We start from the raw sequence: 14,259 nt of genomic DNA, 5'->3' as shown, positions 1-14,259 counted from the left end.
CTGTTCAGGAAAAGAAGGGCGAGACCAAGGCGGAATTCATACAGTCCATGGCGCTGGTGCTGGCGGTAGGACTGTTTATCATTACCTTCTGCCTGCAGGCGTTCGAGATTCCCTCCAGTTCGATGGAGAACACGCTGCTGATCGGCGACCACGTATTCGTGGACCGCGACACCATGGGCCCGAAAACGCGCTGGATGCCGCTGATCCCGTACCACCAGGTCAAGGACCAGGACATCGTGGTCTTCCTCTCGCCCGCCGAACCGGGCCTGTACGTGGTGAAACGCATTATCGGCCAGCCCGGCGACCGCATTCACCTGCAGGACGGCGCCGTCTATCGCAACGGCCAAAAGCTGAACGAGCCCTACGTCATCCATAACGGAAGCTATAACCTGTATCGCGATAATTTTCCCGCCATTCCGCCGGGCGAGGCCAACTCGGTCACGCCCGACTGGCACCTAGCGATGAGCAACTCCATCGAGAACGGCGAACTAGTGGTGCCGCCGAACCGTTACTTTGCCATGGGCGACAACCGCGACGTCAGCTACGACAGCCGCTATTGGGGATTCATTCCGCGGGAGAACATCATTGGCCGCCCGATGTTCATTTACTGGTCGTTTGAAACGCCAGCCGGACAATACCTGAAGACGGGCATCGGCGACCGGTTGGCGTTCATGGCGCGCGTGCTGATCCACTTTTTCGACCTGACTCGCTGGCACCGCATGCTGAGACTGGTGCGCTGATGTCGCGCTACATCAAGGGGCGGACGATCGCGGCGGCAGCAATCCTGCTTGTGGTCGCGATCTTCCTGGTGCCGCTGATCAACGTCAGCCGATATCGCTTGCGAGTTGCCGACGCGCTCAGCCGCGCGCTGGGACGGCCAGTCAGCGTCGGTGCAGCCCACCTGCGGCTGTTTCCTTATCCAGGGCTGGTGCTGGAACGGCTGGTGGTGCAGGACGATCCGGACTACAGTGCCGAGCCCCTGCTGCATGCGGACCAGGTCAAGGCCACGCTGCGGCTGACGTCGCTGTGGCGCGGGCGGCTGGAAATTGCGCGACTCAGCTTGTCATATCCGAGCCTGAACCTGGTGCGCGCGGGCAACGGTCACTGGAACCTGGAACCGCTGCTGGAGCGGGCTCGCCAGATTCCCACGGCGCCGACGAGCAAAAGGATCGCCGAAGTGCGCCCCCGCTTCCCCTACATCGAGGCGACGGGCGGTCGCATCAACCTGAAGCTGGGCCAGGAAAAGACGGTCTACGCCTTGAGCAATGCCGATTTCGCGCTGTCGCTGCCCTCGGAAGACGTCTGGCAGCTTGAACTGGAGGCGCGCCCGGTGCGCACCGACGCGAACTTGAGCGACACCGGTAGCGTCGGGGTTTCGGGCACGATCCAGCGTGGCTCGACCCTCACCGACACGCCGCTGGACCTGCGCGTCGTGCTCAAGCGCGCCCAACTGGGGCAGCTCACGACCGTCATCTACGGACGCGATCGCGGCTGGCGCGGCACGGTAAATGTTTCCGCCACATTGCGCGGCACGCCCGCCGCGCTTAAGATCGCGGGCGACGCGTCGGTGGACGATTTCCGGCGCTACGACATCGGAACACGAGGCCCCCTGCGCCTGGCAGCGCATTGCAGCGCAGCATTCAGCACCCGAACGCAGCAGCTCACCGACATCTCCTGCCGTGCGCCGGCGGGTCCGGGTGCGGTAGAGGTCTACGGCGGCATCGCCGGGATTCTGCCGCTGCGAAGCTACGCGCTGGCAGTCACGGCGAGGGATCTGCCGGCATCCGGCCTGATAGCGCTGGCGCTGCGCATGAAGAAAGACCTGCCGGAAGACTTGCAGGCGAACGGGACGGTCAACGCCGCATTTGATTTCAAGAATTGCGACGGGGCCGGATGGTGGAAGGGGACCGGCGCTACGTCCGGGCTGAAGCTGAGTTCGAAATCGATGAGCGCTCCGCTGGTTCTGGGCAAGCTTGAACTGGTGTGGGGTGTTCCCGCGGCGCCGTCGGGAAAACGCGCCGGCATGAGCGTGCCTTCCGACACAGTGCTGCGCGTCAGCGCGTTTCCCGTCGACCTGGGTGGCGCCGAGCGCGCCAAAGCGCAGGCATGGTTCTCGCACGAGGGCTACAACATTGCTCTGCAGGGAGAGGCGCGCGTCAAGCGGCTGCTGGAAGTGGCGCATGCGCTCGGAGTGCGCGCGCCCGAGGCGACCATCACCGGGCTGGCGAATACGGACATCCAAGTGGCCGGCAAGTGGAGCCGATTCGCGGCTCCGGTGGTCACAGGAAATCTGCTTCTGCGGACGGTGACGGCGGCAATTCCCGGCATCGCCGCGCCACTGCAGGTGACCAGCGCTGCGCTGCATCTGGCGCCGGACGCGGCGGCGGTGTACGACCTGGCCGCCAGCTTCACCGGCACGCACCTGAGTTTCACCGGGTCGCTGCAAGTGCCGCGCGCGTGCCCGTCCGGCCCTTGCGCCATCGCGTTCCAGTTGCGCGCCGACCATTTCTCCACCGACGAGCTGAACCGACTGCTGAATCCGCGCGCGCAGAAGCGGCCCTGGTACGCCTTCATCGGCGGGAACCCATCGCAGCCGGCGCTGCTGGCCATCGTGAACGCGGTGGGCAAAGTATCGGCGGGACGCGTTGAGGTGAAGACGCTCACGGCAAAGCAGGCGAGCGCCGATGTCCGGCTGGAGTCGGGCGTGCTGACGTTGCGCAACCTGCATGCCGAGGTGCTGGGCGGATCTACGACGGGCGAACTGCGCGCGGACTTCAGCGCTGCACAGCCGGCCTATACCATCCATGGCAGGTTACAGCAGGCGTCCATGGCGGCGCTCGCGGCGCTCATGCGTGATGCCTGGGCAACGGGCCGAGCCAATGCGACGTATCACGTCACCGCTACCGGGTGGGACGCGGCGGCGCTGCGCGCTTCCGCGCTGGCGACGGTTAAATTTGACTGGCACGATGGCAGCCTGGCACACCTGGCGTTGAACGATGCGCCAGCGCCGCTGAAATTCCGGCAGTTCCAGGGTGAGCTGGCGCTTGCCGACAATCAATTCACCTTCAAGCCGAGCAAAATGGAGACCCCCGGGGGCATCTATGTGGTGAGCGGAACCGCCGCTCTCGATCGGCAGCTCGGACTAAGGCTGATGCGCGGCAAGACGAAGGCTTACGACGTCAGCGGCACGCTGGAAAAACCGCGCGTCACGTCCGCTGAGGTGCCTCCGACGCAAAGAGCCGCGATCAAGCCATGAAGATTGCCGTTTTCTTCGTTCTTGTTCTGCTGCCGAGCTCTGCGGGTGCGCAACAACCATCCGCCGCCTCCGCTACGCAGGCGATGTACAACGCTGCCGCCGCCAGCGCCGAGGCCAAGTTTCGTCACGTCGAAGAGAATGCGCGCCGCCATCCGCCCGACCAGACGCCGACCGTGCTCACGGAGCGCGAGATCAATGCCTACCTCAATTCGGGCCAGGTACAGCTTCCGGTAGGCGTGCGCTCGGCGCGATTCGCGGCGCAGAACGGCGTCGTGAATGCCGCCGCGCGGGTGGATTTCGACGCCATCACGGCGCAGTCGAAAACGCCGAACCCGCTGCTGTCGTTGTTCAGCGGTATTCACGATGTACACGCGATGGCGCACGCCTCGGGCAGCGGCCGTAAGGGGCGCGTCCACATTGATTCCATCGACATTGACGGCGTCACCGTGCCGCGCGTGGCGTTGCAGTTCTTCCTCGACCGCTACATCCGCCCCAAGCATCCCGAGGTCGGACTGGACAGCGTCTTCGCCCTGCCGGCGCGGATTGACATCGCCACCGTGGGCGACCACCAGCTCATGCTCACACAGAAGTAGCGGCCCGAGGCCACTCGCGTTTACACTCTCTGGAATAGCCTGCGGCTCTGTTGCGCGAAGGACATCCAATCGCTATGCAGCGTTTCGAGTACCGCAACCTGACGCCCACGCCCGAAGCCGAGAAGACATTTCTGGGCTGGATCGAGCGGCTGGACCGAGACTTCCAGGACCGCGATGTCGAGCGCCGCAACGTAATCGTGCGCGACACCTTGCACGAGATCTATCTCGGGCGGAAGTACGAGGCACCAGACCCGGCGAGGCACTCGCCGGCGCAGTTGGCGCAGTTGTACGGCTTCGATCCGCGTAATGCGACGCTCGAACCGGAATACTACGGCGACATGGACGCCGCCAAGTACGCCGAGCGCAAGCCGCTGATCTGGTTGTGGATGATGTTTGACCGGTCGCCGCTCGGCTTGAACCACTGGCTGGGCTTCCGCATGAGGTACATGATTGCGTCGCACGTGCTCAAGCACCTCGGCAAGAACGTGAAGATTTTTCACGGAGTGGAGATCTCCTTCGGCTACAACTTGACCATCGAGGACAACTGCGTCATTCATAAGTACGTGCTGTTGGACGACCGCGGCGAGATCATCATTCACGAAGGTTCGTCGGTATCGGATTACGCCAACATCTATTCGCACTCGCACGACCTGAACGACAGCATGTTGGTGAGCAACGTGCTAACCGAGATCGGGCCCAAGGCGCGCATCACGTATCACGCCACCGTACTCAGCGGAGTCAACATCGGCGAGCATGGGTTGGTGGGCTCCATGGCGGTGGTGCCGAAGAATGTGGAGCCCTATCACATCGTGGTCGGAATTCCAGCCAAGACGGCGAAGGTGAAGACGATTGCGCCGCCGGAGCTGCAACCGGCGGCCGAGCGGAAGTCGGGAACGTAATACCAGTGGCCAGTGGTCAGAAGGTAGAACGTAAGAACAGTGGTCAGTGTGCAAGAGTTGCCGGCGCTGCTGGCCACTGGCCACTAGCCACTGAACACTCGCAATGGATTGGGCCAATCGGCCCGGTAAATGCTCGTTCCGGCGTGATACCATCCATGCAGTATCCGCATGAATCGCTCGCAAGTAGAAATCCTGTATCAGATCATTGCCTTTGTGTTCGCCATTTGCGTACACGAGTCGGCGCACGCCTGGACGGCAAATCAGTGCGGCGATCCGACGGCGCGCATGCTGGGACGGATCTCGCTGAACCCGATCAAGCACGTGGACCCGATCGGCACGGTGCTGGTACCGCTGCTCGGGATGCTTTCGAACATCGGCTTTATCGGCTGGGCGAAGCCGACGCCGGTGGACCCGCGCAACTTTCGCCATGAGATCCGAGACGACATTCTGACCTCGCTGGCTGGACCGGCCAGCAACATCATGCTGGGAATCATTGCGGTGTTCGGATTATTCGTGGTGGCGCGGTTAGGCAGCCGCGGACCGGATTCTGTCCTGGAGCCCCTTGTGCTGCTCTGCGGAGCCTTCATCAATGTGAACATTCTGCTGGCGGCGTTTAACCTGATCCCGATTCCGCCGCTGGACGGCAGCCACGTCGTTCGCCACCTGCTGCCCGAGTCGGGCAGGCGGGTGTACGACATGATCGGGTATGTGGGAATCCTGCTATTGTTCCTGGCAGGCGGAAGAGTGATTGGTGTCTTCGAGTACCCGTTCATACAGTTTTTCAAGTATCTTTTGTCGGGAATCTGATGGCTCAGCAAACAAAACCGCGCGTGCTGAGCGGCATGCGCTCCACCGGCAAGCTCCACCTAGGCAATTACGTGGGCGCGCTGGATAACTGGGTAAAGCTGCAGGACAGCTACGAGTGCTTCTTCTTCGTCGCCGACTGGCACGCGCTGACCACCGATTACGCCGACACTTCCAGCATCAAACAGAACACCCTGGAGGTGCTGCTGGACTGGCTGGCCGCCGGGTTGGAGCCGGAGCGCTGCACCCTGTTCATCCAGTCGCACGTACCGCAGCACGCGGAACTGCACCTGCTGCTTTCCATGATCACGCCGCTGGGATGGCTGGAACGCGTGCCGACCTATAAAGAGCAACGCGAGAACATCAAGGAGAAGGACCTGGGGACGTACGGATTTCTCGGCTACCCGGTGCTGCAGTCGGCCGACATTTTGATCTACAAGGCGGATTACGTTCCGGTCGGCGAAGACCAGGTGCCGCACGTCGAGCTGACACGCGAGATCGCGCGCCGCTTCAACATGTTCTACGCCGGGAAACGGGCAGTCTTTCCCGAGCCGCAGCCGCTGCTGACGCCGACGCCCAAGCTGCCGGGCACCGATGGACGCAAGATGTCGAAGTCGTATGGCAACACCATCATGCTCACCGATCCCGAAGCGGCGGTGCGGGCGAAGCTGAAGACGATGGTGACCGATCCAGCGCGGGTGCGGCGCAGCGATCCCGGCAATCCCGATGTTTGCCCGGTCGGCGATCTGCACAAGATTTTCAGCGGCCCAGAAACGCTGGCGAAGGTGGATGCCGGGTGCCGCACGGCCGGGATCGGATGCATCGAGTGCAAGAGTTGGGCGGCGGACGCGCTGGTCAGCGTGCTGGCGCCAATGCAGGAGCGGCGGCGGAAGTACGAGGAAAATCCGAAGTTAGCGTGGGACGTAATCGAAGCCGGGGGCGCACGCGCCAGCAAGATCTGCGATGCCACCATGAGCGAGGTGCGCCAGTCGATGGGACTGACGAGGGAATGTGAACCGGCGCCCAACAGGGTTGGCGCGAAATAGGGACCGTAACCACAGAGGGCACAATCTCTTGAGCGGTGGGCTCATGTTTTATGACACTTAAGGGCTTGCTGGCATATCCTTTGGTTCTTCTTGCGTCGCTATGGACCGGAGCCATAGCTGAACTCATAGCTCGATATTTGTTCGTGTCGATCCGCGTCGGACGCCTCGCGCAGCATGCTGATGTTCTTTTGGCGGCCGTCGTAGACGGCATGGTAGCTGGTTGCTTTGCCTGGTTTGCCTTTTGGTGGTTAGGAATGAGGCCGCATTGGATCTTTGTTGCACTTGCTGCCGGCATGTCTTGGAACAATTTGCACCGGGTCGGAACGCGCCCTGAAATGTTTCAGGCGGTTCTGAACGCTCCACCCGAAGAAACAACCGACAGGGAAGTGTATAGATTGTTCGGTGATCTAGGCGGTCTGGGACTTGCGTGGATGTTACTTGTCCGTTATGCATAACGAGCAACCATCAGAGCCGACGAGAAAACCGAACACGCGTGACAGCGACTTCCCATTCGCAGTCTCGGTGGCGGAGGTGTATGACGGGCCGCTCGACCTGCTGCTCGACCTGATCCGCAAGCAGGACATCGACATCTACGACATTCCGATCGCGCAGATCACGGCGCAGTACCTGGCGTACGTAGAGCGGATCAAGCAGCTCGACGTGAACGTGGCCGCCGAGTTCATTTACATGGCGTCAGTGCTGATCCAGATCAAGTCGCGCATGCTGCTGCCGCGGGATCCGTCGGCGCCCGAAGACCAGGAGGGAGACCCGCGGATGGAGCTGGTCAACCGGCTGCTGGAGCACGAGCGCTTCAAGACGGCGGCGCAGATGTTGCTGCAGAAATCGCAGATCGAAGACGCGGTATGGTCCAACCCGGCGCTGAAGGAATTCAAGGACGATCCCGGAGCGGAGCCTGAGTTGGCCGCCGACGTGGTGGACCTAGTCAGGGTGTTCCAGCAAATCGTGGAGCGCGCGAAAGCGAGGCCGGTGATTGACGTGGACGAGGAGCGCGTCACGGTAGCCCAGATGATGGACTTTTTCCGCCAGCGGCTGATGATCGAAGACCGCCCCATGCGCCTGAAGCGGGTGCTGAGCGCGCTGCAATCGCGACCGGCGCTGATCTGCGCGTTTCTCGCGCTGCTGGAGATGGTGCGTCTGCAGGCCATCCTGCTGCGCCAGGACAAGGTTTTCTCCGACATCATCGTGAAGAAAAATACAATGTTCGACGCGGTGTTCGGGGAGGGCGGAGCGGCGGCGATGCGCGACGACTGGAAATAGTTAGTTTCAGAATTGGTGTAGCCGAGACAGGAAACACCGAGATCCCTCGACTCGGGTTTCTCGCGCTGGAAAAAACGCGCGGGAGCCCTCCCCCGCTCGGGATGACATCGGCTACACAAAAAGACGAAACGGCTCCAGTACCGAGCGCAGTCAAGCCAGTGGTAGTTAGATTCGCAATGGCTATTAAAGGACAGATCGAAGCCATCATCTACGCCGCCGAGGAGCCAGTGACGGTGGAGCAGATCGCGCTCGTGCTCAAGGACTCGGTGATCGCGGAAAACGCGCTCAGCGCTGCCGGTCTGGAGGGTTCAGCGCTCGACGCCGAGGTCAAGAAGCGGGTGCGTGCCGCGATCGAGGAACTCATCGCCGACTGCGCGAATGGCGATCGCGGAGTGGAAGTGCGCGAGGTGGCCGGCGGCTATCGCATGGGCACCAAGGCCGAGCATCACGACATCGTGCGCCACTTCGCTAAGAACCTGAAGCCACCGATGCGGCTGTCGCTGCCGGCGCTGGAGACGCTGGCGGTAATCGCCTACAAACAGCCGGTGACGGCGCCGGAAATTTCGGAAATTCGCGGCGTGGATACCAGCGGCGTGCTGGCTACACTGCTCGACCGCAAGCTGATTACCACCGCGGGACGCAAGCAGGTGATCGGCCGGCCAATCCTCTACAAGACGAGCAAGGAATTCCTGCTGCGCTTCGGGTTGAAGGATGTGGGCGAGCTGCCCAGCCTGGAGGAATTCGAGACGTTGGCGGGCGAAGGACAGACTGATTTGTTCCAACCGGCGGCGCCTACGGACGGGGCGGTTGTCCCGGCCGGCGAAGAGAAGCCCATGGCAGCGGGCGAACAAGCGCCGGTACCTGATTCGCACGAGCCCGCCGACAACGTTCAGGTGGAAGCACCCACCGAATCATCGGAGACACCGCCGCAACCCTCCGCGGCGCCGACCGCACCTGAAGTCGAACCCTGATCTGATTCGAACCGCTTCCGCGGGCGACGAAAGGGAGCCTAATGGGACGCGTCGCCCAGTTCGATGCGGTAGCGGATCGTGAGGCCGGGCAGGCTGGGCGTCGTGGGGTCCCGACTTGCCACCGTCCGCTCCCGATTTGGCCGAGCGGGATGTCGGCCCAATTTTCGGAGACCTGGCCATTCTGAAGCGTTCCCCCCAGCCGGCAAGCTTGGATGCCTGTTTTGGAACGAGGCCCAATATGGTTGCGCGGCTTTTCAGTGGACGCGGGTAATCGACCACCTTTCCTCGAATGCGTGGTACCTCTGGTATTGCGGTACAGGCTTCGTTCACTGCGTACGCGAATAATGCCAACTGGACGGGCTCCAGGGAGCGCCGCTATTCCCGTGTCGGAGCCGCAGGCAGTATGAAAGCCCCGATTGCCGATGACAATCCCGGGGTGCGGTCTGCCCACTGCCATCCTTAGTCCTAGGGCCAAGGGTCAAGCGGTGATTGAAGGAAGGCCGGCTATGAATTCTTTGCGGAGCTGTTATGGGTTTGGATGTGACCGGATGCAACACGGGGCGGCAGGCGTCCGACAGGTTCGAGTGGTACATCATCGAGAGTCCCCGCTCGGGCTCCCCTCTTGCGCACCGCGCAACGCAGTTTGGCCCATTCGCTACTGAGGATGAGTGTGGCGCTTTTCTGGACAGCGTGAAGCAAATACGCAGGTTCAGCGATTCGACTTTTGAGCTCCACAAGAGGCCGGAGCGTCGAGATAAGCGCCACAAAGTTGAATACCTTGTACGCCTATGCCAGCCGGGTAATGACCACACTTTGCAGCTTGGCCGTACTATCGATGTGTCAGTCTCGGGAGCACACCTTGGCAGCCTCAAAGCAAAACTGAATTTAGGGCAGGTCATTGAAATTCATGTTGCCGACCGGACCGCGCCCTTCCAGGTAGTCTGGGTAGGTTCGGGAACAACCGAGGACCAGGCCGGCGTGGAGTGCCTGGCTCCCGAGGTCAACCTCTGGAAACTGGACGTATCCGAATTAACTGAAGATGAACGGTTGCTGCGGGAGATCGACCGTGCACGTACGGTGCAGAGCAGGCTTTTTCCGCAGGAGATGCCTGCATTGCGGACGCTCGACTACTGCGGACGTTGTGTTCAGGCAAGAACGGTGGGAGGGGATTACTACGATTTCTTGCCGATCGCGCCGGGGAATGTCGGGTTTGTGCTGGCGGACGTATCCGGGAAGGGGATAGCGGCCGCGCTGCTCATGGCCAATCTGCAAGGGAGTCTGCAAGCGCAGTGTGCTCTCGGCGCCAGTGACCCTCTCCAACTGCTGGCATCGGTGAACTGCCACTTGCACAAGCACACAGAGATCGAGCGATACGTCACCGTTTTCTTCGGCTGCTACAACGACCACACACGAAAGCTGCGATACGTCAATTGCGGACATAGTCCGCCTCTGTTGTTGCGCCATGGAGGCGGCGTTGAGCGGCTCGACGCGACTGCGACGGTGCTGGGTCTATTCCCCCAGTGGGAAGGGGAAATCGTCGAAACGCCAATCGAACCAGGAGATATTGTGAGCATGTACACTGACGGGGTTACCGAGGCGAGCGGCAAAAATGGAGAGGAGTTTGGCGAGGCCCGGCTCCTCAGCGCTCTGCGCCAGAACCAAAATCTGGAGGCTGCGTCCCTATTGGAAAGGGTGGAACAAATTGTGGAAGAGTTTCGGTGCGGCGAGCGCCACGATGATCTGACGATGATCATTGGCCGTTCCCGGTAAGCGCCTAGCCGACAGATTCCGACCGCTGCGATGGCCACACAAGACCTCGCGTTCACGCCTTCGTCCCCAGACTGCTTTTGTTGCCCATCACCGAAAACCGCCGAAAACCATCTGCTCTGCCGTCGAACGTCGACCGGTTTTTGCCATCGACCATCGACCCCCGGCGCCTTGGGGCAGCTTTTGCTGGACGCGTGCCGGGAAAACTCATCTAATGAACTGCATGGCTATTGAACGACTGCAGAAGATCATCGCCGCCGCCGGAATCGCGTCGCGCCGCCACGCGGAAGAGCTAATCACTTCCGGGCGCGTGTCGGTGAACGGCGCGATCGTATCCGAACTGGGCAGCAAGGCCGATCCGGAGCGCGACCACATCCGGGTGGACGGCAAGCTGCTGCACGGCCGCGAGCGCCACGTTTATCTAGTTCTGAACAAGCCCAAGGGTTACGTGACCACCGTCACCGACCCGGAGAGGCGTCCCACGGTAATGAATCTAGTGCGGGGCGTCGGAGCGCGCGTGTATCCGGTCGGGCGGCTGGATTACCTGAGCGAGGGCCTGCTGCTGATGACCAACGACGGCGCGCTGGTCGCGCGGCTGATGCACGCCTCGACGCACGTACCCAAGACATACTGGGTCAAAGTGAGCGGCACACCACCGGAGGAAGCGATTGAGAAGCTGCGGCGCGGAATCGTGCTGCCGGCAGGGCTTCGTCGTGGAGAGAAAAAGACCTACCCTGTCTCGCCCCCGCGACTGCGCTCGGGGCAGTCTCCCTCGGGCAAGACGAGGGTGGGGCAACCACGGGAGAAGGCGGTGAAGACGGCGCCGGCCAGGATTCGCCTGCTGAGGGAAGCGGCGAACCCGTGGTACGAAGTGACGCTGATCGAAGGGCGTAACCGGCAAATCCGGCGCATGTTCGAGCAGGTCGGCCACCACGTGGAGAAGATCAAGCGGGTGCGCTACGGGCCACTGGAACTGGATGTGGAGACCGGAAAATTCCGGCCGCTCACGCCGACGGAGGTGGGACGTTTGAAGGCGACGGTCAGACGTTAGTTTCGAGTTTCTGGTTTCTAGTTTCTGGTGGCCGGGCCGCAAGTCGGATTCTGGAATTAGGAACTAGAAACCCGAAACTACGGACAGCGGTTGAGATCGGAGACACATGAGCAAATTCGAGAGGCTGGTTCCGCAACACGTTCGTGCTCTGGGCGGCTACGTTCCCGGAAAATCCATTCACCAGGCGGAAAAGGAGAGCGGCGTGCGTTGCATCAAGATGGCGTCCAACGAGAATCCCTTCGGGCCGTCGCCACAGGCGGTGGAGGCCATGCGGCGCGCCGTTGAGGAAGCCAATCTTTATCCCGACAACGAGGTCAGCGGGCTGCGGCAGCGCCTGGCCACGCTGCACGGTATCGGCAGGGAAAACATCTTAGTTACCGCGGGGACGACTTCGTTTCTCATCACCCTCGGCCGGACGCTGCTGGCATCGGGGCTGAACGCCATCACCAGCGAGCGCTCGTTCATCATTTACCCGATCGCGACCGAAGGACCTGGAGGACGGTTGATCCGGGTGGCGATGCGCACGGACAGGTTCGATCTGGACGCGATCATGGCAGCGATTAACCCCGATACGCGCATCGTGTTCATTGCCAATCCCAACAATCCCACCGGCACGCTGCTCACCCCGGCAGAGCTGGACCGGTTCATGAGCAAGGTCCCGGAGCACGTGTGCGTGGTGCTGGACGAAGCTTACTGCGACTTCGCGGAATATTTTGCGCGGCAACGCGGCGCCGAGTACACGCACTCGCTGCAATACGTGCGCGAGGGACGGAACGTCGTTGTGCTGCGGACGTTTTCCAAGGCGCACGGACTGGCGGGAGCACGGATCGGGTACGGCATCGCCCCGGCGGAGCAGATTGCGTATTGCGCGCGCCTGAAGACCGTATTTTCCGTGACCGCCATAGCCGAGGCCGGCGCGATGGCTGCCATGCAGGACGAGCAGCATATTCGCAGGACGCTGGAGAACAATGCCGCCGGCGTGGAGTACCTGTCGAAGAAAATCGGCGAGATGGGATTTCGCGTGGTGCCGACATGGGCGAATTTCGTTTACGCCGAGGTCGGCGAAGACGCGGCCGCCGTGGGCAAGCGCATGCAGGACGAGGGCGTGATCATCCGTCCATTAGGCGGCGGATGGGGCGCGCCGCAGGCCATCCGCATCACCGTGGGCACGCCGGAACAAAACCGGAGGTGCGTGGCGGTGATGCGCAAGGTGCTGGAGAAAGTGGTAGTCGGCAGCCACTAAGCGATCTGCCGATTTGCCGATTTCTCGCCAGTCATCATCGGGAGGCGCGCGGCGCCGTAGAGTCCGGCGTCGCTGCCCAGCAGCGCGCGCGTGATGACCGTCGACTGACCCGTGGTTTCGGCGGCCGCGTCCGCCGAGGCGCCCGCGGGCGGCGCCACTGCTTCCACCGGGGCGGTCGCAACGTAAACCATGGAACGCTTGCGCACCTCATCGAACATCGCCGGGCTGAAGACGCTCCACGCGGCCGCGACCCCACCGCCGATCACGTACATGTTCAGGTTCAGCATGTTAACGAGGTCGGCGATCAGGACTCCCAAGGCCCACCCGGCGCGGTTGAAAATGTCGCGTGCGGGCCGGTCGCCCTGGATGGCGAGGTTGTAAACCACCTTGGCGCTGAACTCGACATCGGACGCGTTGGCGGCGCGCGCCAGTTGCGGCGCACCACGGTTGGCGATGGCTTCGCGCGCCATGCGCATCACTGCCGTGGCCGAGGCGAATTGCTCGACGCAGCCAGTGTTGCCGCAATTGCAGTGCGGACCGCCGGGATCAATGGTCATGTGCCCGACCTCGCCCGCCATGCCGGTCATGCCGTGCCAGATCTTCCCGTTGAGCACGATGCCACCGCCGACGCCGGTGCCGAGGGTGATCATGCACATGGAGTCCATGCCGCGCGCCGCGCCCAGCCAGGCTTCACCCATGGCGGCGGCGTTGGCGTCATTCTCCAGGATCACGGGCGCGCCCAGACGGCGTTCAATCTCGTCGCGCACCGGGTAGTTGTGCCAGCCGGGGAGGTTCGGCGACTCGCGCAGCATGCTGGTGCGCTGGTCAATGATGCCGGGGACACCGATACCGGCACCGATCATGTGCCCGGCGCGGCTGAACTTCGCCGACAGCTCGCGTATGGCGTCACACATTTCGGCGATGACGTGATCGCGCCCGCGCGCCACCTGCGTGCCGAGGGTCACTTTTTCGAGCAACGCGCCTTGCTCGTCCACGGCGGCGATGCGCAGGTTGGTCCCGCCCAGGTCCACTCCAATGGCGAAGGATGGCATGGCTGACATTTTAGAACAAGCTCCCGGCTATTAGCTCTTAGCTATCAGCTCTTAGCTTGTCCCGGCGGCACGGCTGAAAACGGTTCTTGTGAACGAGGCTATTGATGCCTGCATGCTAATGTCCCACGACGACGCGCGATGTCATCCCGAGCGAAGCGAGGGCCGAGCGGAGTCGAGGCCAAGCGGAGTCGAGGGACCTTGGGTTCGTTCCGGAAAACACAAGGTCCCTCGACTCGCGCTCCATCCTTCTCGGCTGGGCTCAGAGTCGGCTACGCTCGCTCGGGATGACACACCAAAAT

13 protein-coding genes are annotated in these 14,259 nt (G+C 62.2%); 12 read left to right on the top strand and 1 reads right to left on the bottom strand.

Annotation, left to right across the window (positions count from 1 at the left end; translation table 11 throughout):
• The first annotated feature begins 47 nt into the window (after positions 1 to 47).
• From lepB to hisC, 12 genes are all read left to right on the top strand, one after another.
• Positions 48 to 740 (top strand): signal peptidase I, encoded by a 693-nt coding sequence (lepB, locus tag LAN64_01310; GenBank protein ID MBZ5566466.1) that lies wholly within the window; start codon positions 48 to 50, stop codon positions 738 to 740.
• Positions 740 to 3,256, top strand: a complete 2,517-nt coding sequence (locus tag LAN64_01305) for an AsmA family protein (GenBank protein MBZ5566465.1) — start codon at positions 740 to 742, stop codon at positions 3,254 to 3,256. The genes lepB and LAN64_01305 overlap by 1 nt, the downstream gene beginning before the upstream one ends.
• Positions 3,253 to 3,849 (top strand): hypothetical protein, encoded by a 597-nt coding sequence (locus LAN64_01300; GenBank protein MBZ5566464.1) that lies wholly within the window; start codon positions 3,253 to 3,255, stop codon positions 3,847 to 3,849. Before LAN64_01305 ends, LAN64_01300 begins: the two co-directional genes overlap by 4 nt.
• A gap of 74 nt (positions 3,850 to 3,923) precedes the next feature.
• On the top strand, positions 3,924 to 4,748 hold the full coding sequence (locus LAN64_01295; GenBank protein ID MBZ5566463.1) for an acyltransferase: 825 nt from the start codon (positions 3,924 to 3,926) through the stop codon (positions 4,746 to 4,748).
• Positions 4,749 to 4,916: 168 nt separating this feature from the next.
• Positions 4,917 to 5,555 carry a site-2 protease family protein gene (locus tag LAN64_01290; protein MBZ5566462.1) on the top strand — a complete coding sequence of 213 codons (639 nt, stop codon included), beginning with the start codon at positions 4,917 to 4,919 and terminating at the stop codon, positions 5,553 to 5,555.
• Entirely contained in the window at positions 5,555 to 6,598 is a 1,044-nt protein-coding gene (trpS, locus tag LAN64_01285; protein ID MBZ5566461.1) for a tryptophan--tRNA ligase, read from the top strand. The genes LAN64_01290 and trpS overlap by 1 nt, the downstream gene beginning before the upstream one ends.
• A 143-nt stretch (positions 6,599 to 6,741) precedes the next feature.
• Positions 6,742 to 7,053: a hypothetical protein gene (locus LAN64_01280; protein ID MBZ5566460.1), complete on the top strand. Its 312-nt coding sequence runs from the start codon at positions 6,742 to 6,744 to the stop codon at positions 7,051 to 7,053.
• A complete protein-coding gene (locus tag LAN64_01275) occupies positions 7,046 to 7,876 on the top strand; it encodes a segregation/condensation protein A (protein MBZ5566459.1) in 831 nt (276 codons plus the stop codon). Before LAN64_01280 ends, LAN64_01275 begins: the two co-directional genes overlap by 8 nt.
• A 176-nt stretch (positions 7,877 to 8,052) precedes the next feature.
• Positions 8,053 to 8,847, top strand: coding sequence for an SMC-Scp complex subunit ScpB (gene scpB, locus LAN64_01270; protein MBZ5566458.1), 795 nt, complete (start codon positions 8,053 to 8,055; stop codon positions 8,845 to 8,847).
• A gap of 528 nt (positions 8,848 to 9,375) precedes the next feature.
• On the top strand, positions 9,376 to 10,617 hold the full coding sequence (locus LAN64_01265) for a SpoIIE family protein phosphatase (protein ID MBZ5566457.1): 1,242 nt from the start codon (positions 9,376 to 9,378) through the stop codon (positions 10,615 to 10,617).
• Positions 10,618 to 10,837: 220 nt separating this feature from the next.
• Positions 10,838 to 11,665, top strand: a complete 828-nt coding sequence (locus tag LAN64_01260; GenBank protein ID MBZ5566456.1) for an rRNA pseudouridine synthase — start codon at positions 10,838 to 10,840, stop codon at positions 11,663 to 11,665.
• Between the two features lie 106 nt (positions 11,666 to 11,771).
• Positions 11,772 to 12,908: a histidinol-phosphate transaminase gene (gene hisC, locus LAN64_01255; protein ID MBZ5566455.1), complete on the top strand. Its 1,137-nt coding sequence runs from the start codon at positions 11,772 to 11,774 to the stop codon at positions 12,906 to 12,908.
• On the opposite strand, the gene LAN64_01250 is transcribed toward hisC, so the two are convergent.
• On the bottom strand, positions 12,905 to 13,960 hold the full coding sequence (locus LAN64_01250) for an ROK family protein (protein ID MBZ5566454.1): 1,056 nt from the start codon (positions 13,958 to 13,960) through the stop codon (positions 12,905 to 12,907). The two genes, hisC and LAN64_01250, sit on opposite strands and share 4 nt — an antisense overlap.
• Positions 13,961 to 14,259: the final 299 nt, after the last annotated feature.

The sequence above is a fragment of the Terriglobia bacterium genome, assembly GCA_020073185.1.
Taxonomy (GTDB): Bacteria; Acidobacteriota; Terriglobia; order Terriglobales; family Acidobacteriaceae; genus JAIQGF01.
The sequence above is the reverse complement of the archived record's forward strand: the minus strand, read 5'-3'. Positions and strand labels throughout refer to the sequence as shown.